This is a genomic window from Nocardioidaceae bacterium SCSIO 66511 (assembly GCA_023100825.1).
In the GTDB taxonomy this organism is placed as follows: Bacteria; Actinomycetota; Actinomycetes; order Propionibacteriales; family Nocardioidaceae; genus Solicola.
This window is the reverse complement of record CP095846.1, coordinates 41,221-62,266: the sequence shown is the minus strand read 5'-3', so window position 1 is coordinate 62,266 and position 21,046 is coordinate 41,221. Positions and strand designations below refer to the sequence as shown.

Genomic DNA, 21,046 nt, shown 5'->3' with positions numbered 1-21,046 from the left:
GCGGACGGAAGATCCCGCCAGGACGTGAGATTCACTCGTCCGCAAGAGGGATCGGCTCCGTGCGCAAACCGCTACTTCTCAGCTCCTACCGACTCGCTTGCGTACGGCGCGCGGAGCGAAGGTCGCATCGCCCCGGTAGTTCGCGACGAGCACCGGTCGAGCCTGCGCGCGGTGACGCCCGAGGGAAACCGTCACTCGCCCTGACCTCAACCGACCGACCCGAGTCCTGGAGCCGGCCCGTACGCGGACCTTTCCGGTCGGCCGCACGCCGACACCGGCGCCGTTGACGCGTACCGTCGCGACGAGCGTGAACTTGCCGTGATGACGGTTCTTCCGCTTGATCCCCAACTGCACGTTGGCCCGTGCCTTGGCGATCTCGAGAACGACCTTCGACCTCGACGCTCGGTTCCTGGCGTCACCGGTGTACCGCAACACCAAGCGGTGACGGCCTGGCTTGAGCGCTCGCTTCGGTATCCGTACCGTCGTGGTTCCGCGACGCAACGTCGCCGAACCAAGCCGCCGTCCCTGCTTGGCCAACGTGACCGTGCCGGTCGGGCGATCACCCCAGACGCTCACCGTCACCCGTGCCGGTTTGCCGTAGGTGGTGCTGCGGGCCTCCCCGACGACCGCGGCATCGATCTTCTTGGCGACGGTCACCAGGCGCGAACCGACCGACTGATTTCCGTTGCTGTCCTCGACGCGGTACGTGAGTAGATACGGACCGGGCTTGGAGGTGTCGACACCGCCGACCACCTCGATTCGGTCGGTGACATCACCGTCGGTGTCATCGGATGCGCTGACTCCGTCGAGAGGATCGAAGGTCGCCCCGCGCTGAAGGGTCGTCGCCTTCGGGATGGTCAACGTCGGCGGCTGCTTGTCGGTGCCGGCAGCTGTGGCGACGAAAACGCCGCCGAACTGGTCGACCACGCCTGAGTCGTCGCCGGTCTGCACACTGCTCGCGACCCACGCGTAGGTCTTGCCTTCGACCAGACCGGCCCATTCCACCGTCGCAGGGAATCCGGACTTCGCGGTATCGGTCCCGATGACGTCGTCGGTCGGCGTGACCACCGCGAGGCCGTCAGAGGCGAACGAGGTCGTACGCGTACTCAGATCGATCGGGACGGTGAGGTTGTCTTCGGCACCGTTGTAGCGGTCGATCGGCTCGGGTGTGTCCTTCGGCGAGTTGCCGTGGTCGTACGGCGTGGCTCCGTACTCATCGAGGAACGGCGAGTAGGTGTCGATCGCCATGGTGTTGTCGCGAGTGTTGAACTGCAGCATCCGCAAGAAGCTGGCGCCGAGCGCGAGCTTGTCGCTGCTCTTGTGGTCCCAGGTCCCGTCGCCGTCGACGTCGATCTTGCCGGCGTCGCCTCCGGTGCCGGTGATGCATTGCGTCTCCGGGTCGAGCCCGGCAGCCTCGCATTGTTCGGGCGTGAAGATGCGTTCTGCGGGGACCATGTAGCCCTGGTAGTCGGCGAGGAGCTGGACGACCCGGTGATCGCTTTTCGGGCCCGAAACGACCTCGGGGTTGGTGGCAACTCCGTGGAAGTGCCCGCCGACGACGAGGAACACGTTGTCGTTGTCGCGCACGATCTCGTCGTACAGCTTGTCGCCGTCGGCTCCGATCGCGCCGTCGCGGCCGTCCGGTGCCGATGACGCCGAGAGGTAGCCGTGCGTGACCAGGATCGCGTTACGGTCGGGGTAGCGCTTGAGCACCTCGTCGGCCCAGTCGGACTCCTCCTGGGTCACGCCGTACGACAGGGCGACCGCGACGAAGTCGAGTCCGCCGGCCGAGAACAACACGTAGTTGTTCGAGCTGTCGTGGCCGGGCGTGACGGTCTCACCGGATTCGGGATCGGTCTCCTCATCCATCGTGTGGTACGACGCGTCCGATGGCCAGTACTCGGCAGCCTGGTCGTAGTAGTCGGCCGCGGAGAAGAACGCCGCAAACGGTGAGGTGGGTCCATTGTGCGTGCCGCTGCGGTTGTCATGGTTTCCGGCGATCGCCTGATTGGGTACGCCTGAGGTCCACAACGGCTCTTGCAGGTCGCGGACCGTACTGAACTCGTTCTTGATCTGTTCCTTGATCCCGGCGACCTTGCCGTCGGAGGTGGTCTGGTCGTACATCGCCGGGCCACCGCCGGGTTCGGCCGCGTCCGGGTCGAACTGCAGGTCGTTGCCCGAGACCTCGCTGTTGACGACGTCACCGGTGTTGGCAACGAATCCGATCTTGCGGTCGTCCTTGTTGTCCGCGATCCATTCGTTCTGTTGCCGCAGTGCTTCCTCGAAGACCGACGCTTCCTCAGGGGTGTTGGTCGCACCGTCGATGTGCTGCCACGGCAAGCTCGACGACCAATCCATCTGGCTGCCGGAGGCGACCTCCGTGCTGTACTGCGCGTCGGTGTAGTGCACGAACGAGAAGTCGTAGTCGCTCGGGTCTTCGAGGTGGTCCTTGGCCTCGGGGGTTCCGGCCGAGGCGTCACGTGGGGCGAGGTCGTCGGCAAACGGGTCCTCGGCGGTGACGACGACGTGCACGACGGGGGCTTCGGGGTCACTCGTGTCGATCGTCCGCGGCCGGAGAACACCTTGCAGGTGTGTGGTGTCGGTCGATCCGCGGGCTTCATCGATCGGTGCCCACGTCTCGTGAACGGTGTCCCATGCCCAAAGCCGCGCCGTCCGGGCCGGGTCGACGACGCCGTCCCACAACAGCTGCTGTCCGGTGCGGTCGTTCGGCAACGCGACGTCGAACCGCTGGAACGGCACTCGGCTGTGGCTCGCCGGCGAGTCGACCGTGTCCTCGTCGCCAGTGGTCAACCCGCCGGTGATCTCGGTACGGTCCTGGATATCGCCGAGGTCAAGTGGGAGGTTCTCCGGCGACCGGGCGATGGTGCCTTGGAACCCGCCGTCGGCGACGGTCAGACCGGCCCGCTTGAAGGTGGTCTTCAGCTCGCCGTCGCCATTGGCGATCGCAGACAAGGTGACAACGCCTTTGCCCTGACCGGTGTCAGTGCCGCCACCGCCGGGGATATCGCTGGAGGTGAAGTCGACGGTCCAGTCGAGCGGGTTGCCGAACACGTCCGTCGCCGAGATCGCGATCGTGTGCTCGCCCGCATCCATCCCGGCGCCGATCTCCTCGCCGGGTGCGATCGGTTCGCCGTCCAGTTCGTACGTCCAGCCAGTTGCTTGGTCCTCGTTGGAGATGGCGACATCGAACTCGGTCGGTGAGTTCAGTTTCGTACCTGCCGACGGCGTCGTCGAGGTCAGCTCGATATCGATGTTGCGGTCGCCGAAGGAGTCCCGGTCGAGTTGAGCGGCCTGCTCGGCGGACAGCGCGGTGTCCCAGAGTCTGGCTGCACCGACCGACACCTCGGCCGGACTTTCGATCGCACCGTTGCCCTTGACGTCCGATCCGATCGCGAAGAACCGTACGTACGGCTCGATGATGGATCCGGCCGTTGGAGCCAACAGCGGTCCAGCGGTGTTGTTGCTGTTCGTACCGACGAGCTCGCCGTCGAGGTAGAGGTCGATCTCAGTCCCGTCGAACGTCGCGGTCACGCTGTGCCAGACGCCCGAACGGACCGGTGGCGACGTGAGGCTCTGATAGCCGCCGTTGATGTGGAAGGCGGCGACGATCGACGACTTGTCGATATGGAGTCCGAACCCACCGCCGCTCTTGTCCGAGCAGAAGTGCGGTGCGTCGTCGGCCGGGAGACTCTCGTTGATCTTGACGTCGCACTGGATCGTGAGACCGTCGCCGGCCCACGTGTCGTCCTTGTAGGTGGCGATGTCGTCGGTGTGCGGTTTGCCGGTGTCTGCCCACGCGTCCTGCAGCGGGTAGAAGACGTGATCCTTCTCTCCGTCGGTGGTGTAGACGTTGTGCGGCTGGGTCGCAAACGCCGGGTTGGCTTGGACGTCGGCCGTGCCGGTGACGCCCGGCTCGCGGTTCGATTCCGAATGATCTGCGAACGGGGCATCGTCGTCGGAGAAGTCGACGTCGAGGATGTTCGCCTCCGGCACCTCCACCTCTGGTGGCGTCGGCCGCTCTTCGCGCCACAGCTGAGCGATCTGGGTATCCGTGAGCACAGTGCTCCACACCCGAGAAGCGGCGATGGCGGCATGGGTCGGCGTCGTGATGCCAGCGTCCGTCGGGGCGGCACCGATGCCCCACTTCGGAACCGAGTCGACGTTGAGCTTCGCGTACGGCCCCAGATGGTTGTGGCCGGTGCCCACTCCGTTTCCGGGCTCCTGCGGGATCTGGGTGGCCGGTACGCCGTTGAGGTACAACTCGATGTCGCCGTCCCCGACTGTCGCCACCGCGTGCACCCATTCGCCGCTCTTGGTGGGAACCGGAGCGGTCGCGGTGTTCTTGTTGGCAGTCGTCGCGGTTGCCTTGAATCGGACACAGCAGCCGGTCGCCGGGAGGTAGAAGGCGTAACCCTGTGGCCCGCCACCGCACAGTTGGCTCGACTGACCGCTGGGGACCGGGTTGTCGCCGTCGTATCGGAAGTAGCACTCGAACGTGCCCCCGTCGAGAACGTCCACGTCATCCTGGTGACCGGGGTCGGAGGCCGACCACGCGTCGGGGATGTCGTAGACGTACCCGCCCGTTCCGGTACTTCCGGCCGAGTCCGCGGCCGCGAACTCGGCAACATTGCGCTGAACGGTCTCGTCGTAGACGATCGTCGGCGCGGTGCCTTCGGCGGCTACCGGTCGGTCTTGGACATGCTCGACCGGACCGTCGTCGGTGAAGTCGACGCTCAAGATGTCGGGTTCGGGCACCGCGCTTGCGGGGGCGGCCGCGACGCGGGCGGCGGTAGATGCGATCTGTTCCGAATCGCCAGCAGCCGCGTTGCCGGGCGCCGCCACCGCCATGGTCGCAACGAGCGCGAGCGTGATGGCGCCGGTCAAAGCGCGGGCGGACCTGCTGGCTTGGCGGGAACGGTGATGAGCCGGTGAAGTCACCCGATATCTCCTGTGCAGTTTGCGATGTCGGCGAGGTTCGGCCGACGACGCGAAGCTACGACGTCAATCCAGAGGGTGGCTGCACGTCCGGCGAACGGTACGAGGCGTCCAAGTGAAGCGTCGGCGTGACTTGGCCATAGCAGCATCGCCGAAGTACGGCGTCCGGCCAGTAAGAGCCGGTCTATTGGCAGGACGGCGTACCTCGGCGAATAGTTCGGCGCATGCAACGAGCGGCCCCCATCTGTGAGCCGCTCAAACTGCAACTGTGCGCGAGGGGGGAGTTGAACCCCCACGCCCTTTCGGGCACACGGACCTGAACCGTGCGCGTCTGCCTATTCCGCCACCCGCGCGCATCATTATGGACTTGCTATCGTGATCGTCACGCCCTGCATGACGAAACCTCAGATTAGCACGCGTACGGAACGCGCCCCGACGTGGTGGCATCTACGCATGCGGGCGGCAGATACGATCGATGTGTCGGGCGGCCAGGCCCGTCTTGGCATGCGTACGAGCAGAGTGAGGAGGTTGCCATGGGAGTGCTGCAGCGATTCGAGCAGCGACTAGAGGACGCGGTCAGTGGTGCGTTCGCGCGCGCCTTTCGCAGCGCGGTACAACCCGTCGAAATCGCGGCCGCCTTGCAGCGTGAGATCGACAACTCCGCCCAAGTGCTCGCGCGTAACCGCTACCTCGTACCCAACGCATTCACCGTCGAGCTGTCGTCGGCCGACTTCGAGCGACTCTCACCGTACGGCGGCACGCTGTCTGCCGAGTTGACCAATCTCGTCAACGAGCACGTCAATGAGCAGCGCTACACGCTCGCGGGTCCGCTGCGCATCGACTTCGAGGAGCGGCTCGACCTGTCCACGGGCCGGTTCCGAGTGCACAGCCAAGCGAAGGCATCGGTCACGCCGGTCGCCGGCCAGTCGCTGTCCGACACCGCGATCGGCCGGGCTCCGGTGCTCATCGAGGTCAACGGCGTACGCCATCCGATCGAGCCGCCCGGTCTGGTGCTCGGTCGCGGCACTGACGCCGATCTGCGCATCAACGACCCCGGCGTTTCCCGGCGTCACGCCGAGATCCGGATCTCGTTGATGGGCCAACAGGTGAGCGTCAGCGTCGTGGACCTAGGCTCCACCAATGGCATCGTCGTCGACGGACAGCGGGTGACCCAGGCCATGCTGCGAGACGGATCGGAGATCCGCATGGGCAACACGACCATCAAGGTGCGCAACCCGCACGCACAGCATCCGAGTGGGGTGTGATGTCCGAGCTCACCCTGACGCTGATCAAGCTCGGTTTTCTGGCCGTCCTCTGGCTCTTCGTTCTCTCGGCCGTCTCCGTCATCCGCTCCGATATCTTCGGTGCGCGAGTCGAGAGCGCCACGCCCAAGCCGGCGAAACAGCCCAAGCCACAGAAGCCGGCGAAGCCGCGCAAACAGCCGCGCGGTGCCCCGCGTACCCTCCAGATCACCGAGGGCCCCAACTCCGGCCAGAGCGTGCCCGTTGCCGACCAGCCGATCCTGCTGGGCCGCGGCACCGACGCAGCCATCCGGCTCGACGACGACTACGTCTCGACCCGGCATGCCCGCTTTGCCACCAACGGCGAGCAGTGGTTCGTCGAAGATCTCGGGTCCACCAACGGCACCTACATCGGGAGTCACCGCGTGACCTCACCCACCCCGATCGCCATCGGGACCGCCGTACGCCTCGGTAAGACCGTCGTCGAGCTGCGGAAGTAGCGAGCGATGGCCCACGATCTCCACTACGTCGCCGTGTCCGACGTCGGTCGCGTACGCACCGTCAACCAGGACTCCGGGTACGCCAGCCAACGCATCCTCATCGTCGCCGACGGTATGGGCGGCGCCGCGGCCGGCGATCTCGCCTCGAGCGAGGTCATGCATGTCATGACCCGCCTCGACAAGCCGATCGAGGGCGACGCTTTGGAGGCTCTCGCCGGCGCCGTGCACCGGGCCAACGACCGCCTCGCCGAGATCATCGAAGACGACTCGACCGTCGAGGGCATGGGTACGACCCTCACTGCACTGCTGTTCGACGACGACGGCATCGCGATGGCCCACATCGGCGACTCGCGCGCGTACCGGTTGCGGGACGGCCTGCTCACCCAGCTCACCGACGATCACACGTTCGTGCAGAGCCTGGTCGACGAGGGCCGCATCAGCGAGGACGAAGCGCGTGTCCACCCGCACCGATCCGTCATCTTGCGCGTGCTCCTCGGACGCGACGACTGCGACCCCGACCTGACCCGCCTGCAGCCCCGCATCGGCGACCGCTACCTCATCTGCAGCGACGGCCTCTCCGGAATGGTCGACGACACCAAGATCGCAGAGGTTCTCGGCTCGTCGGCCATCGACCTCGCCGCCGTCGACCTCGTACGCCTCGCCCTCGATGCCGGTGGCTCCGACAACATCACCTGCGTGATCGGTGAGGTCGTAGACCCCGATGCCGCCTCGCAGGACCCGGTATCGGCGACCGGAGTCCAACCCATGCTGGTCGGTGCGGCCGCCGAGCGTCCCCGTGGCAGCAGCAGTGGCTCGCATACGTCGACGATGAACGTCGTCGGCTCCCAGCACGCAGCCGACACCGACGACTCGCCGAGCGGCGGAGGTCGCGACGTCGATCCCGAAGAGCTTCGCTACGCGCCCCAGGCGCCGCGCCGATTTCGCTGGCTGAAAAGGATCATCGCCCTCGCCGTGGTGCTCGGGATCTTCGCGTTGATCGGAAAGCTCGCGTACGACTGGTCACAGGACCAGTACTACGTCGCCGAGTCCGACGGGTACGTCGCGATCTTCCGCGGGGTGCCGCAAGAGGTCCCGGGCCTCGACCTCAGCGACGTGCAGGAGACGACCGACATCACGGTCGACAGCCTGCCTCCGTACAGCCAGGAGCAGGTACGCGACGCACTCGACGCCAACAGCTACGAGGCCGCCCAGAACGTCGTCGACAACCTGCGGGAGCAGGCCGAGCGCTGCGCCGACCCCGATTCGGCCGACGAGGAATGCGAAGGCGCCGAGCCCGACAAGTCGTCGTCCACCGGCAAATCGGACAAGGACAAGACGGGCACGAACAAGAACAAGAACAACTCGACCGGCGGTAGCAACAAGAACAAGAAGAACCGCAACGGCGGAGGCGGTCGACAGTGACAGCCAACGCCACGCAGACACCATCCTTCGTACCCCGTAAGCGGCGGGGCGCCGAGCTGTTCCTGCTCGGACTCGCGCTCGTCATCGGCATCGGCGCATACTGCGCAGTCGGGCTGGGAGTCGAAGGCACCATCCCCGCCGATGTGATCAAGCTCGGCGGTTCGATGGTCGTGCTGGCGGTGGCAACGCATCTCGTCGTACGCCGGTTCGCGCCGTACGCCGACCCGGTGCTCTTGCCCTGCGTGGTCATGCTGAACGGCCTCGGGCTGGCGATGATCTACCGGATCGACCTCCAGCGCGACAGCTCGCTCGCGAACCAGCAGCTGATCTGGACCCTCGTCGGCCTGATCGGGTTCGTCGCGACCCTGATGCTGATCCCTGACCATCGCCGGCTGCAGGCACTGACGTACACCTTCGGCTTGGCGGCGATCGTGCTGCTCGTACTTCCGCTGCTGCCGGGGATCGGGCAGCAGATCAACGGCGCCCGGATCTGGATCAAGATCGGCCCGATGGGCTTCCAGCCAGGCGAGCTCGCCAAGGTGTGCCTGGTCATCTTCTTCTCCGGCTATCTGGTGGTCAACCGCGACGCATTGGCGCTCGCCGGCAAGCGGTTCGCCGGCATCGACTTCCCGCGCGGGCGCGACCTCGGGCCGATCCTCGTCGCCTGGGTACTCAGCCTCGGCGTCCTCGTCTTCCAGCGCGATCTCGGGTCCTCGCTGCTGTTCTTCGGTCTGTTCCTGGTGATGCTGTACGTCGCGACCCAACGGCCAGGTTGGTTGGTCGTCGGAGGTTCGATCTTCGTGGCCGGCGCGTACTTCGCGTACCTCACCTTCGGCCACGTGCAGACCCGTATCAACGGCTGGCTCGACCCGTTCTCCGACGACAGCTTCTACCAGATCCAGCAGGGCATGTTCGGGTTGGCGTGGGGTGGTCTACTCGGCCGCGGCCTAGGCCAGGGAGACCCGAACCTCACACCGTTCTCGTACTCCGACATGATCTCTGCCTCGCTCGGCGAAGAGATCGGCCTCACCGGGCTGATGGCGGTCATCGTGGTCTACGGGATCATCGTCGAACGCGGCCTGCGGGTCGCACTGGTTTGTCGCGACGCATTCGGCAAGTTGCTCGCAACCGGACTCGCGATCACCTTCGCCCTACAGATCTTCGTCGTCATCGGCGGTGCGACCCGACTCATCCCGCTCACCGGTCTGACGACGCCGTTCATGGCGTACGGCGGTTCGTCGATCGTCGTGAACTGGGCGATGATCGCACTCCTACTTCGCATCAGTGACCAGAGTCGGCGGCCCGCGCCGGCGGTCACCCCGCTCGACGAGGACGACGCTACGCAGGTGGTGAAACTCAAGTGAACCGACCGATCCGCATCCTCTCGATCGGATGCCTACTGCTGTTCCTCGCACTGCTGGTGAATGCGAACTACGTGCAGTTCGTACAGGCGGACGACCTCAACGACCGCGCCGGCAACCGGCGCGTGCTCGATGAGCAGTTCTCCCGCGACCGCGGGCCGATCCTGGTCGACGGCGACCCGATCGCGAGGAGCGTCGACAGCGACGACGAGTACGACTACCAGCGCTCGTACCCCTCGCCGTACCTGTATGCCCATCTGACCGGCTTCTACTCCTATACCTACGGCAGTAGCCAGCTGGAGCACTCGGAGAACGACATCCTGTCCGGAGACGACGACCGGTTGTTCGTGAACCGCGTCGTCGACCTCGTCGGCAACGACCAGCCGCAGGGCGGCAACGTCACGCTGACGATCGACCCCAAGGCGCAGAAGGTCGCGCAGGAGGGTCTGGCCGACCTCGACCGATTCGGTCCTGGTTTCAAGGGTTCGGTCGTCGCGCTCGATCCGAAGACCGGCGCCGTTCTCGCGATGGTGAACCGCCCGTCGTACAACCCGAACGACATCGCCACCCATGACCTGGAGGCCTCCCAGAAGGCGTACGAGAAGTTGCTCGAAGACAAGAGTCGCCCGATGGACAACCGGGCGGCGACCGAGACGGTTCCGCCCGGATCGACCTTCAAGCTGGTCACCGCGGCGGCCGCACTCGACTCGCTCGACCTGAAGTCCGGCAGCAAGGTCTATGGCGGCGAGACGTACGACGTGAACGGCTACTCGATGCCGAACGTCTCGGAGGGAAGTTGCTCGGGCGGCGACGAGACGACGTTGCGCATCGCTTTGATGAACTCGTGTAACACCAGCTTCGGCTGGCTCGCGGTCAAGATGGGCGAGGACGCCCTCGAGAAGCAGGCTGAGAAGTTCGGCTTCGGCCAGGACTACCTCTCCGGTCTCACGACCCAGGACAGCCGCTTCACCGTCGAGGGTGCGCCGAGCATGACCGATAACGAGGACCTCCTCGCGAAGTCCGGAATCGGCCAACAGGACATCGCCGCGACCCCGCTGCAGATGGCGATGGTCACGGCCGGCGTCGCCAATGACGGTGAAGTGATGGAGCCGTACGTCGTCGACGAGGTACGCTCCCCCGATTTCGACACGCTCGACAAGGCCGATCCGCATCCGATCGATGATCAGCCCGCGATGTCAGAAGGCGACGCGAAGGAGCTGCAGGGCATGCTCGTCGACACCGCCACAGAAGGTACCGCCGTTGGCGTCGCCGAGATTCCGGGGGTCGAAGTCGGCGCCAAGACCGGCACGGCACAGCGCGGCGAGGGCCAGTCGCCGTACTCCTGGTTCGTCGAGTTCGCACCGGCCGACGATCCCAAGGTCGCGGTTGCGGTGATGGTCGACCCGCCGCTGGACTACGGATCACCGGGCACAGTGACGGGCGGCGGGTATGCGGGACCGATCGCCAACCAGGTCGCCAAGGCGGTGATCGAGTGATCACCACTGATCCCGGACGCACGTACGAAGCACGAGACAATGGACGGACGCATCGATGACTGAACCACCCCAGGGTCCCCCGATGGGGGCCGACCAGGTCGGTCGCCTGGGCGATCGGTATGAGGTCGGGGGCTTACTCGGGCGCGGAGGCATGGCCGACGTACGCGTCGGCCGCGACCTGCGCCTGGGTCGTACAGTCGCGATCAAGCGTCTGCGCAACGACCTGGCCAGTGATCCGACGTTCCAGGCGCGCTTCCACCGCGAGGCGCAGTCGGCGGCGTCCCTGAACCATCCGTCCATCGTCGCGGTCTACGACACCGGCGAGGAGACCGGCCCGGACGGCCAGAGCGTTCCGTACATCGTGATGGAGCTCGTCGAGGGTCAGACCCTGCGCGAGGTGCTGCGCCAGGATCGCAAGATCCTGCCGCAACGCGCGCTCGACATCACCGCCGATATTCTCGGCGCCCTCGACTACAGCCACCGCGCCGGCATCGTGCACCGCGACATCAAGCCCGCCAACGTGATGCTGACGCCGTCGGGCCAAGTCAAGGTGATGGACTTCGGCATCGCCCGCGCGATCGCCGACTCGTCGTCGGCCATGACGCAGACGGCTGCCGTCGTCGGCACCGCACAGTACCTCTCCCCCGAACAGGCCCGCGGCGAGCAGGTCGACGCCAGGAGCGATATCTACTCGACCGGCTGCCTGCTGTTCGAGCTGCTCACCGGCCGTCCGCCGTTCGTCGGCGACAGCCCCGTCTCGGTCGCGTACCAGCACGTACGCGAGGAGCCGCCCGCGCCGTCGCAGTTCAACCCCGAGGTCACCCCGGCGATGGATGCCGTGGTGCTGAAGGCGCTCACCAAGCGCACCGAAGACCGTTACCAAGGCGCGGCCGAGATGCGCGCCGATATCGAACGCGTTCTCGCCGGGCTCGATGTCGCCGGTCCGACGATGACCACGCCGATCGCGGCTATGCCGATGGCCCAGCCGCCGCAGCAGGACGCCACCTCGACGATCCCGGCGGCCGCACCCCCGCCGCAGGAGCCGTACGAGGAGGAGCGTAAGCGCCGCAAGTGGCCGTGGATCCTGGTGATCCTGCTGGTGCTCGCCGTCATCGCCGGCGCGGCGTACGCGTTCCGCGACGATCTGACGGGCGGCGACAGCGGTAGCGACGGTCCCAAAATGACTACGGTCCCGATGGTCGAGGGCGTGCCCGTACGGCAGGCCAAGGAACGGATCAGGACCCAGCAGCTCGAGGTCGGCGATACATCGCGTCAGACCGACGAGGACGTGCCCCAGGGATCAGTGATCGAGTCCACCCCCGGCGAGGGCGAAGACATCGAGGAGGGCAAGGAGGTCGACCTGGTCGTCAGTAAGGGCCCGGTCAAGAAGACGCTGCCCACGGGACTCAGGGGCCAGCCAGTCGACGAGGTGGTCAAGGCGATCAAGGACGCCGGGTTCTCCAACACCACGCCGAAGCAAGACACCGAGTCGCAGCTCCAGCGCGATCTCGTCACCAAGATCGAGCCCGGCGGTCAAGGTAACAAGGCGCTCACCCTCGACACCCAGATCACGGTCTACTACTCGGCGGGGTACGAACGCATTCCGCCCAAGTTGGTCGGTAAACCCGAGAATTTCGCCACCGGCCTGCTCGAGAACAAGGGCTTCGAGGTCAACATCGAAGACGACACCGAGTCGACCGAGGAAGAGGGCACCGTCACCGGCGTCGACCCTGAACCCGGTTCGTTCGCCGACCCCGACGAGACCACCGTCACCCTCACCGTTTCGACCGGCGAAAACGCCGAGGACAAAGACGATGAGGGCAACAACGGCGACGGCAACGACGGGGGCAACGGCGACGGCGACGGCAACGGGAACGGCAGTAACAACGGGAATGGGAACGGAAACAACGGCGACGACGGAGAGCAGCCGGGTGACAACGGCCCACAGGCACGTCGTGGCCTCCCACAAGACTGGCCGTTCGGGCTGGCCGGCTAGGAGCGATCAGGCCGTCGGCTCGGCGTAATCCAGGTCGGGTGTGCCTCGGTACGCGGGGACTTCGATCTCGGTCTTGACCTCTTGGGTCAAGCCGAGGTCGTACTTCTCGACGTAGTCCTTGTAGACGTCGACGGCGTTCGCCGCATCGAGTGCGCTCTCCATCTCGCTGACGTCGCCGACCGCTTCGATCACGTAGGGCGGTGCGTACGGCACCCCGTCGAGCACGACCGTGTTGCCAACGCATTTGATGCCGGTCGTACTGATCAGCCGCTGGCCCTGCAGGCTGATCGCCTCCGCGCCACCGGCCCACAGAGCGTTGACGAACGCCTGGATGTCTTGTTGGTGCACAACGAGCAGGTTCGGATCGACGTCATCGGAGTCACTCTCCCGCGGCGCATCGTCGAGCGCCACCCGTACGCCGGGTCCGGTCACCTCGGTGAACCCGGACGTCGGCATCATCTCCTCGGCGTTCGCCCGCTGCTTGACGACCGACTGTTGGTCGACGGACTCGGACAGCTCTCGGTTGCCCTCGCGTACGTCGTCGACCTGGTTGCGGAGCTCCTGCACGTTGGCGGCGCGCTCGCGGATGAGCTGATCGAGATCGGAGTTCTCCGAGCGCAGGTCCGTGCCGTCGGAGCTGATCGCACTCGTCACGAAGAGCCCGCCCGCAAGCGCCGTCGCCACGGGTACCGCGAGCCGCCAGGACGTGCGGCGGTGTCGGCGCTCCGGCCGGGGCCGGCGCTGCTCTGACATACGGGGCTCCGAAGGTGGGGTCGCAGGCAGGTCGGGGTAGGTGCGTCTACTACGCTATCGGACGTTCTATGCACATTCCCGGTATGAGGTGTTCGCGTGACCGATCCGAAGAACCACGACGACGAGCTGGACGATACGACGTCGTCGGGTGAGCCGGAAGACGGCGAGGTCGATGCTCCCGACACCGAAGCCGCCGAGGACACCTCGGAAGACATCGTTGCCGACGAGGACGAGTCGGTCGATGAGGATATCGACGACGAGCTCGAAGACGAAGACGAGCCGGTCGAAGACGACATCGATGACGACGACTCCTCCGATGATGACGATGCTGATGACGATCGGCGCAAGGACAAGCCGGCCGCAAGCGGCAAAGCCTCTCGCTCGGGCAACCCTGCGCGTGCCGCCGAGGCAGAGGGCAAGACCCGCTCGACCCGGCCGGTCAAACCGCAGAAGATCGGTAACCGCTGGGCCGCCCCCGCGATGCTCGCCTGCGCCGGCATCGGTCTGCTCTGGATCGTGCTCTACTACGTGTTCGCCAACCGCGACAACCCGATCCCGCTGATGAGCGACCTGGGCGACTGGAACCTGATCGTCGGCATGGCGTTCATCGTCGCGGCGTTCGGCTTCAGCATGAAGTGGGAGTAGCGGGTCCCGAACCGCTCACCCGGGACGACTTACACGCGTGTAATTATCCACAGAGGTTATCCCCAGTGGGGATAACCTCTGCCGTCGACGCCGTACGGTGTCACGCGGTGAGCTGAGCCGTACGAAGGGCGAAGCCGACCGCAAGGGCGATCCACACCACCGCGATACCGCCCGCCTGCAGGTACACCCGCGCCTTCTGTGGCGCGTACGCGAACACCGCGCCACAGACCGCCCCGGCTACGAACCCGCCGGCATGCGCCTGCCAGCTGATACCACCGGCGAACAACGGCAGCGCCGCGTTGATCGCGAGGAGCCCGAGCAGGAAACGCACGTCGTACCCGTGCTTGAGGAACAGCACCAGCGTGCACCCGAGCAGCCCGAAGATCGCGCCGGAGGCTCCGGCGGTCAGTGTGCCGTAGTCGGCGAACAGGTAGACCGCCAGCGAGCCCGCGACCAACGACGAGGCGTACATCACGATGAATCGCAGATGGCCGAGCATCCGCTCCAGCATCGGCCCGAACAGGAACAGCGCGTACATGTTGAACAGGATGTGCAGCAGCCCGAGGTGCAGGAACCCGGACGTGACGATGCGCCACCAGCCACCGTCGTCGACGCCGTGCAGGATGGCGCCGTCACTACCCCGCCAAGTGCCGGTGAGCATGGCGCCCCACTCGGTCACCGTGCCGTTCGTACCGCCCGTCGCGAGTTGCGCTAGGAAGACGACCACGTTGATCGCGATCAGTGCGTACGAGACGATGCCGGCTCGGGTCGGGGTCAGGCCACCCGCGACAGTACGCGGCTGGCGGATGGTGCGGGCGCCCTCGGCGACGCAGTCCGGGCATTGATAGCCGACCGATGCCTGCCGCATGCAGTCGGGACAGATCGGTCTCCCGCATCGCTGACATCTGATGTAGGTCTCACGATCGGGATGCCGGTAGCAGTACGGCGTCGACGGCGCGGCGTCGGCGGGTTCACTCACGTGGTCGTGTCTCCTTATGCCGCGGCGATCAGGGAGCGGGACTCCGCGCCCTGATCCGGCAGCACCGCCTATCGGCGCTCGATCTCGACTCGCTCGATGACGACGGGCTCTACCGGGCGATCGCCACGGCCGGTCTCCGTCGTCGCGATCGCGTCGACCACGGCGCGGCTGTCGTCACCCTCGACCTCGCCGAAGATGGTGTGGCGGTTGGTCAGATGCGGCTGGGGGCCAACGGTCACGAAGAACTGTGAGCCGTTCGTGCCGGGCCCGGCATTTGCCATCGCGAGCAGGTACGGACGATCGAAGGCCAGCTCCGGGTGGAACTCGTCGTCGAAGGTGTAGCCCGGGCCGCCGGTGCCGGTGCCGAGCGGGCACCCGCCCTGGATCATGAAGCCGTCGATGATGCGATGGAAGCCGAGACCGTCGTAGAACCGGTTCGTGCTCGGCGCCCCCGTCTCGGGGTCGCGCCACTCCCGGGTGCCCTCCGCGAGCCCGACGAAGTTGTCGACGGTCTTGGGTGCGTGATTGGGGAAAAGCTTGATCACGACGTCGCCGCGGTTGGTCTTGAGCGTCGCGTAGATGTCCTCGGCCACGAAAGGTCCTCTCGGTGTGGATGGTCTCTGGTGGAAGTACCAGACCTAAATCCTGCCATGCCGCACAATCCGGGTGACCCGACCTCTCTTAGATACCGGGTCGAACACGGGTACGGTGGGTAGACGTCGATCACGCGCCGCCGACGGCGCACCTGAGGAGGACAGCATGCTACGTCGCAAGAAGTCGAAGGCCGACGCGGTCAAGGAGCAGGCCACCGAGATCGGCGAGTTGGCCGCCGAGAAGCTCGGTCCCGCGGCCAGCGACGCACGCGATGCGGCCGCTTCCGCAGTCGAGACCGTACGTGATGAGCTCGCCCCGAAGGTGCGCGAGGAAGTTGCCGCAGCCTTGGGTAAGACCAAGCTCGCGGACACCAAGCTTGCCGAGACCGATCTCGTCGACCCACCGAAGAAGAAGGGCGGCAAGTTGAAGAAACTACTGATCATCGTGGGCCTCGGAGCCGTTGTCGGCGTCGTCGCCAAGAAGGTGAAGGACTCACAGAGCGGCGCCGGAGCACCGGTTCCGCCACCGGCACCGCGCCCGACGCCTGCGCCGGACTCCCCCACCGAGTCGACGAACCCCACCGGTCCGACCAACTAAAGATCCTCGGCCAGCTACGCGGTCGCTTGCGCCTCCTGGGCGATGAGCGACCGCGTATGCATGGTCGCCCGCCGCTCTGCCCAGAAGCTGACGACCGGGATCGTCCCGCAGAGCAGCGTGACGATCGTGAACGGGATCGTCCATCGCGCCGTACGGGCGAGTAGCGCCGCCATGATCAGGAAGATCATGTAGAGCCAGCCGTGCGCGACACCGAGATAGGTCGTGATGAACTCGCCGAGCTCCTGCGGTGAGGAGCCGTCGGACGCGAGGTACTTCAACGGCACCCCGATCAGGATCAGCACGATCAGGAGTACGCCGACGATGTTGGCCATCACCCGGTAGCGAGTCAGAGCGGATTCCACGCTCTTCAGGCTACCTCCGACGGATCATTCGCCCGAACCACGGGAGCGCGCGTCACGCACCACATCGCGCGACATTCGTACCCATAGGAACAGCGCGAAGACACCGAAGACCCACCACTGCACCGCGTAGACGAGGTTCTTCAACCCGACCGTCCAGGAAACGTCGGGGTCCGGCGGCGGTACGGCGGTCAGGCCGTGGCCGGGGGCAGGGTCGGTCTGGATCGCATATCCGGAGTACAGGTCGTACGGCAGCTCATTGGCCAGCGCCGGTATGCGGATCATGTCGGTCGTACGATCGGCGCCCAGCGGTCTACCCGCCTCCTCCCCCAGTTGCAGCACGGCCTTGATCGACACCTGGCCCTGTGGAGGCGCGGGCAAGGCGTCGTTGGTCGGCGACCACCCACGTACGACCAGCAGCGCATGCCCGTCGGAGACGATGAACGGCGCGACGAGCCAGTAGCCCGGGTCGCCGCGGTGAGTACGCCCGGAGACCCAGATCTGTTGATCGGCCGGGCCGAACGACCCGCTGACCTCCACCGGTCGGTGGTTCGCGGATCCCGAGAATGCCTCGTCGGGGCCGAGCGCGTCGTCGAGCGGCACAGTGGCCACGTCTTGCTTATCTGCCCGCTCGTGCTGCTGTCGGGTGTCATAGACGCCCAGCTGCCACAGGCCCATCACCAACGTGAAGATGAGCGAGACGATGCCGAGCACATGTAACCCGAGCATCGGCGGGCGCAGCAGCACCCGCAGTGTCGACGGGCCCGTGTCGTCGTCACGCACGGGCGGAGGCGTGAGCGTACTCAGGATGCAAACCGGGGCACATCGGGGTAGAGCGGGAACTTCGCGGTGAGCGCGTCGACGCGGGCACGGAGCCCGGCGATATCGGCGACGTCGGGGTGCAGCGCTTCGGCGATGATGTCGGCGACCTCGGTGAACTCCGCGGGGCCGAAGCCGCGCGTCGCGAGCGCGGGCGTACCGATCCGCAGGCCGGAGGTGACCATCGGCGGGCGTGGGTCGAACGGCACCGCGTTGCGGTTGACCGTGATGCCGATCTCGTCGAGGCGATCCTCGCCCTGTTGGCCGTTGAGCTCTGACTCACGCAGGTCGACGAGCACCAGATGTACGTCGGTGCCGCCGGTGAGCACGTTGACGCCGATCTTGCGCATATCGTCGCCGGTGAGCCGTTCCGCGAGCAGCTTGGCGCCGTCGACCGTACGCTGCTGGCGCTCCTTGAAGTCGTCCTGTGCGGCCATCTTGAATGCGACTGCCTTCGCCGCGATCACATGCTCGAGCGGACCGCCCTGCTGCCCGGGGAAGACCGCGGAGCGGATCTTCTTGGCGATCTCGTCGTCATTGGTCATCAGCGCGCCACCACGTGGGCCGCCGAGGGTCTTGTGCGTCGTCGTGGTGACCACATGCGCATGCGGAAGCGGGCTCGGATGCAGTCCGGCAGCAACGAGGCCGGCGAAATGCGCCATGTCGACCATCAGCTTCGCGCCCGACTCGTCGGCGATCTCGCGGAACGCGGCGAAGTCGATCTGGCGGGGGTACGCCGACCAGCCGGCGATGATCAGTGATGGCTTGTGCTCGAGCGCGAGGGAGCGTACCTCGTCCATATCGAGCAGGTGGTCGCTCTCGCGTACGTGGTACGGGATGACGTTGTAGAGCTTGCCGGAGAAGTTGATCCGCATACCGTGCGTCAGGTGGCCGCCGTGCGCGAGATCAAGGCCGAGGATGGTGTCTCCGGCGTTGATGGTGGCGTGCATGGCCGCGGCGTTCGCAGTCGCGCCCGAATGCGGCTGCACATTGGCGTACGACGCGTCGAACAGCGACTTGAGCCGGTCGATCGCGATGTTCTCGACGATGTCGACGAACTCGCAGCCGCCGTAGTAGCGCTTGCCCGGGTAACCCTCGGCGTACTTGTTGGTGAGTACGCTGCCCTGCGCCTGCAGCGACGCGACCGGAGCGAAGTTCTCCGACGCGATCATCTCCAGCGTGCTCTGCTGGCGATTCAGCTCGGCGTCGACCGCGGCCGCGACCTCGGGGTCGAACTCGCCGAGCGACTGATTGTGGGTGGGGCTATGGCTCATGTGCTACCTCGCGCGGGGTTCGAAGGCTGTCGGGATCCCAAAATGAGGGTATCTTGCCGCTCCATGGGCCGGTTTACCGCTGGCCAACACAACCCATAACGAGGCGATCCCTGTGCTGAGACGCGTACTGACCGTCATTGCCGCTGTCCCACTCGCGATCGGGCTTCTCGGGGCGCCCGTCGACGCGACGACCCAACCATCCACCGCTGTGACCAAGGCGCCGCACGCTGCGGCACCTGCCAAACCGGTCAAGCCGACGAAACCGACCTATGACTATGGGCGAGCGATCCGCGAGAGCGTGTGGGTCGAGGCGCCCGATCTCGACGGCGACGGCGAACCCGAGAAGGTCGCCGCCGACATCATCCGACCGCGCGAGCTGGCCGGCTCGGCAGAGGTACCGGTCGTGATGGACGCGAGCCCCTACTACTCCTGCTGCGGGCGTGGCAACGAATCCGAGGTCAAGCTCTACAACGCGCGCGGCGGTCCGGAGAAGTTCCCGCTGTACTACGACAACTACTTCGTACCCCGTGGGTACGCGTACGTCGCGGTAGACATGGCGGGTACGTCCCGGTCGACCGGATGCACCGACGAGGGCGCCGACTCCGACGTCTTGTCGGTGAAGGCGGTGATCGACTGGCTGAACGGGCGCGCCAGAGCCGTTGACCGAGACGGTGAGGAGGTGAGTGCCGGGTGGTCGGACGGCAAGGTCGGCATGATCGGTAAGTCGTACGACGGCACGCTCGCCAACGGCGTTGCCGCGACGGGAGTGGAGGGCCTCGAGACGATCGTCCCGATCGCCGCGATCAGTTCGTGGTACGACTACACGCGCTATCAGGGGCTGCCGTTCTCGTACGACTACCCGACCTACCTGTCCGGATACGTCGCGGGCGAGCGTTCCGAAGACATCGACTGCGACTGGCGTCTCGACGAGATGGCCGCCAACGACGGCGACGAGACCGGCGAGCACACGGAGTTCTGGGACGATCGCGATTACCGCGACGGCGCCGATCTCAATGCGGCCAACGTCAAGGCGAGCGTGTTCATCGCGCACGGGCTGCAGGACTTCAACGTCAAGACGCCGAACTTCTCGCGCTGGTGGGACGCACTCGGCAAGCACGACGTCGATCGCAAGATGTGGCTCACCCGCTTGGGTCATACCGATCCGTTCGACTCAGATCGCAAAGCGTGGGTGCGTACGCTCCACCGTTGGTTCGACCACGAGCTGATGGGTGTCGACAACGGGGTCGACCGCGAGCCTGCCGTGCGCGCCGAGCTGAAGCCGGGCAAGTGGGCGAAGTCCGATGACTGGCCGATGTCGAAGCGCACGGTGCGGTTGCAGCCACAGCGCAACGGCTCGCTCAAGACGGGTAAGCGAAGTGACGCGACGGCAGAGTTCGTCAACGACCCACAGCAGCGGGAGTCTGACGCACTCGCCGCAGGTAACAATCCGCATCGCTTGCTCTTCACGACCGGGCGGCTCGGGCGTGCGGTGCGCATCTCGGGCACGGCACAGGTCGACCTCGACGTGTCGCATGGAGCCGAGACGGGACAGGTCGGTGTCGCGCTGGTCGACTACGGCAAATCGCGTCGCGTCGCGGACGGCGCAGGCGCACACAACCTCGACACGCAGTCGTGCTGGGGCGCGGCGACGGCAGCCGACGACGCTTGCTACACCGACGTCGCGCGGACGGTGGAGCGTACGCCGCTGCAGGTGCTGTCCCGCGGTTGGGCGCGACTCAACGACGGCGAGCAGCAGGTGACGGTCGACCTCACGGCGAACGACGTACGTGTGCCGAAGGGTCACCGACTCGGGCTCGTCGTGGTCGGCGCATCGCGTGATTGGGTCGTCACCGTCGACAAGGCCGCGACGGAGTACGCCGTCAACCTGCGCAACACGGTGCTACGGCTGCCGCTCGACGGTCCGATGCCGAAGCTGCGGCCGGGCAAGAGCCTGGTGCCGAAGGTCGTACCGCAGCGTCTGCTCGCCAACCAGGAGGATGTGATCATCCCCCGCTGAGCGATCCGGCTCCCCACCCCGCTGGGCCGCACGTTTC

General features: G+C 66.2%; 16 protein-coding genes and 1 tRNA gene. 9 read left to right on the top strand and 8 right to left on the bottom strand.

Annotation, left to right across the window (positions count from 1 at the left end; genetic code table 11):
- Positions 1-78: 78 nt before the first annotated feature.
- Both MU582_00275 and MU582_00270 read right to left on the bottom strand, forming a co-directional pair.
- Positions 79-4,959 (bottom strand): DUF5011 domain-containing protein, encoded by a 4,881-nt coding sequence (locus MU582_00275; GenBank protein ID UPK75104.1) that lies wholly within the window; start codon positions 4,957-4,959, stop codon positions 79-81.
- A 266-nt stretch (positions 4,960-5,225) separates the two neighbouring features.
- A tRNA-Leu gene (locus tag MU582_00270) sits at positions 5,226-5,309 on the bottom strand.
- A gap of 180 nt (positions 5,310-5,489) precedes the next feature.
- Between MU582_00270 and MU582_00265 the strand changes: the two genes are divergently transcribed.
- From MU582_00265 to pknB, 6 genes are read left to right on the top strand one after another with little or no spacing between them, the layout of a single operon-like run.
- Complete coding sequence (locus MU582_00265) at positions 5,490-6,221, top strand: DUF3662 and FHA domain-containing protein (protein ID UPK75103.1); 732 nt, start codon at positions 5,490-5,492, stop codon at positions 6,219-6,221.
- Complete coding sequence (locus MU582_00260) at positions 6,221-6,697, top strand: FHA domain-containing protein (GenBank protein UPK75102.1); 477 nt, start codon at positions 6,221-6,223, stop codon at positions 6,695-6,697. The genes MU582_00265 and MU582_00260 overlap by 1 nt, the downstream gene beginning before the upstream one ends.
- A gap of 6 nt (positions 6,698-6,703) precedes the next feature.
- Positions 6,704-8,119 carry a protein phosphatase 2C domain-containing protein gene (locus MU582_00255; GenBank protein UPK75101.1) on the top strand — a complete coding sequence of 472 codons (1,416 nt, stop codon included), beginning with the start codon at positions 6,704-6,706 and terminating at the stop codon, positions 8,117-8,119.
- Entirely contained in the window at positions 8,116-9,483 is a 1,368-nt protein-coding gene (locus MU582_00250) for an FtsW/RodA/SpoVE family cell cycle protein (protein UPK75100.1), read from the top strand. The genes MU582_00255 and MU582_00250 overlap by 4 nt, the downstream gene beginning before the upstream one ends.
- Positions 9,480-10,976 (top strand): penicillin-binding protein 2, encoded by a 1,497-nt coding sequence (locus tag MU582_00245; GenBank protein ID UPK75099.1) that lies wholly within the window; start codon positions 9,480-9,482, stop codon positions 10,974-10,976. Before MU582_00250 ends, MU582_00245 begins: the two co-directional genes overlap by 4 nt.
- A 55-nt stretch (positions 10,977-11,031) precedes the next feature.
- Positions 11,032-12,972, top strand: coding sequence for a Stk1 family PASTA domain-containing Ser/Thr kinase (gene pknB / locus MU582_00240; GenBank protein ID UPK75098.1), 1,941 nt, complete (start codon positions 11,032-11,034; stop codon positions 12,970-12,972).
- 6 nt (positions 12,973-12,978) lie between these two features.
- On the opposite strand, the gene MU582_00235 is transcribed toward pknB, so the two are convergent.
- Positions 12,979-13,725, bottom strand: coding sequence for a DUF881 domain-containing protein (locus MU582_00235; protein UPK75097.1), 747 nt, complete (start codon positions 13,723-13,725; stop codon positions 12,979-12,981).
- A 96-nt stretch (positions 13,726-13,821) separates the two neighbouring features.
- On the opposite strand from MU582_00235, the gene MU582_00230 reads away from it, so the two are divergent.
- Positions 13,822-14,370 carry a cell division protein CrgA gene (locus tag MU582_00230; GenBank protein UPK75096.1) on the top strand — a complete coding sequence of 183 codons (549 nt, stop codon included), beginning with the start codon at positions 13,822-13,824 and terminating at the stop codon, positions 14,368-14,370.
- Positions 14,371-14,470: 100 nt separating this feature from the next.
- Here the strand turns inward: MU582_00230 and MU582_00225 are convergent, their stop codons facing one another.
- Both MU582_00225 and MU582_00220 read right to left on the bottom strand, forming a co-directional pair.
- Positions 14,471-15,349, bottom strand: a complete 879-nt coding sequence (locus MU582_00225) for a rhomboid family intramembrane serine protease (GenBank protein UPK75095.1) — start codon at positions 15,347-15,349, stop codon at positions 14,471-14,473.
- 68 nt (positions 15,350-15,417) lie between these two features.
- Positions 15,418-15,942, bottom strand: coding sequence for a peptidylprolyl isomerase (locus MU582_00220; protein ID UPK75094.1), 525 nt, complete (start codon positions 15,940-15,942; stop codon positions 15,418-15,420).
- Between the two features lie 166 nt (positions 15,943-16,108).
- On the opposite strand from MU582_00220, the gene MU582_00215 reads away from it, so the two are divergent.
- On the top strand, positions 16,109-16,540 hold the full coding sequence (locus MU582_00215; protein ID UPK75093.1) for a hypothetical protein: 432 nt from the start codon (positions 16,109-16,111) through the stop codon (positions 16,538-16,540).
- Between the two features lie 14 nt (positions 16,541-16,554).
- On the opposite strand, the gene MU582_00210 is transcribed toward MU582_00215, so the two are convergent.
- From MU582_00210 to MU582_00200, 3 genes are read right to left on the bottom strand one after another with little or no spacing between them, the layout of a single operon-like run.
- On the bottom strand, positions 16,555-16,902 hold the full coding sequence (locus MU582_00210) for a DUF3817 domain-containing protein (protein UPK75092.1): 348 nt from the start codon (positions 16,900-16,902) through the stop codon (positions 16,555-16,557).
- Positions 16,903-16,926: 24 nt separating this feature from the next.
- Positions 16,927-17,682 carry an SURF1 family protein gene (locus tag MU582_00205; GenBank protein UPK75091.1) on the bottom strand — a complete coding sequence of 252 codons (756 nt, stop codon included), beginning with the start codon at positions 17,680-17,682 and terminating at the stop codon, positions 16,927-16,929.
- Between the two features lie 20 nt (positions 17,683-17,702).
- A complete protein-coding gene (locus tag MU582_00200) occupies positions 17,703-18,992 on the bottom strand; it encodes a serine hydroxymethyltransferase (protein ID UPK75090.1) in 1,290 nt (429 codons plus the stop codon).
- A 112-nt stretch (positions 18,993-19,104) separates the two neighbouring features.
- Between MU582_00200 and MU582_00195 the strand changes: the two genes are divergently transcribed.
- On the top strand, positions 19,105-21,009 hold the full coding sequence (locus MU582_00195; GenBank protein ID UPK75089.1) for a Xaa-Pro dipeptidyl-peptidase: 1,905 nt from the start codon (positions 19,105-19,107) through the stop codon (positions 21,007-21,009).
- The last annotated feature ends 37 nt before the right edge of the window (positions 21,010-21,046 follow it).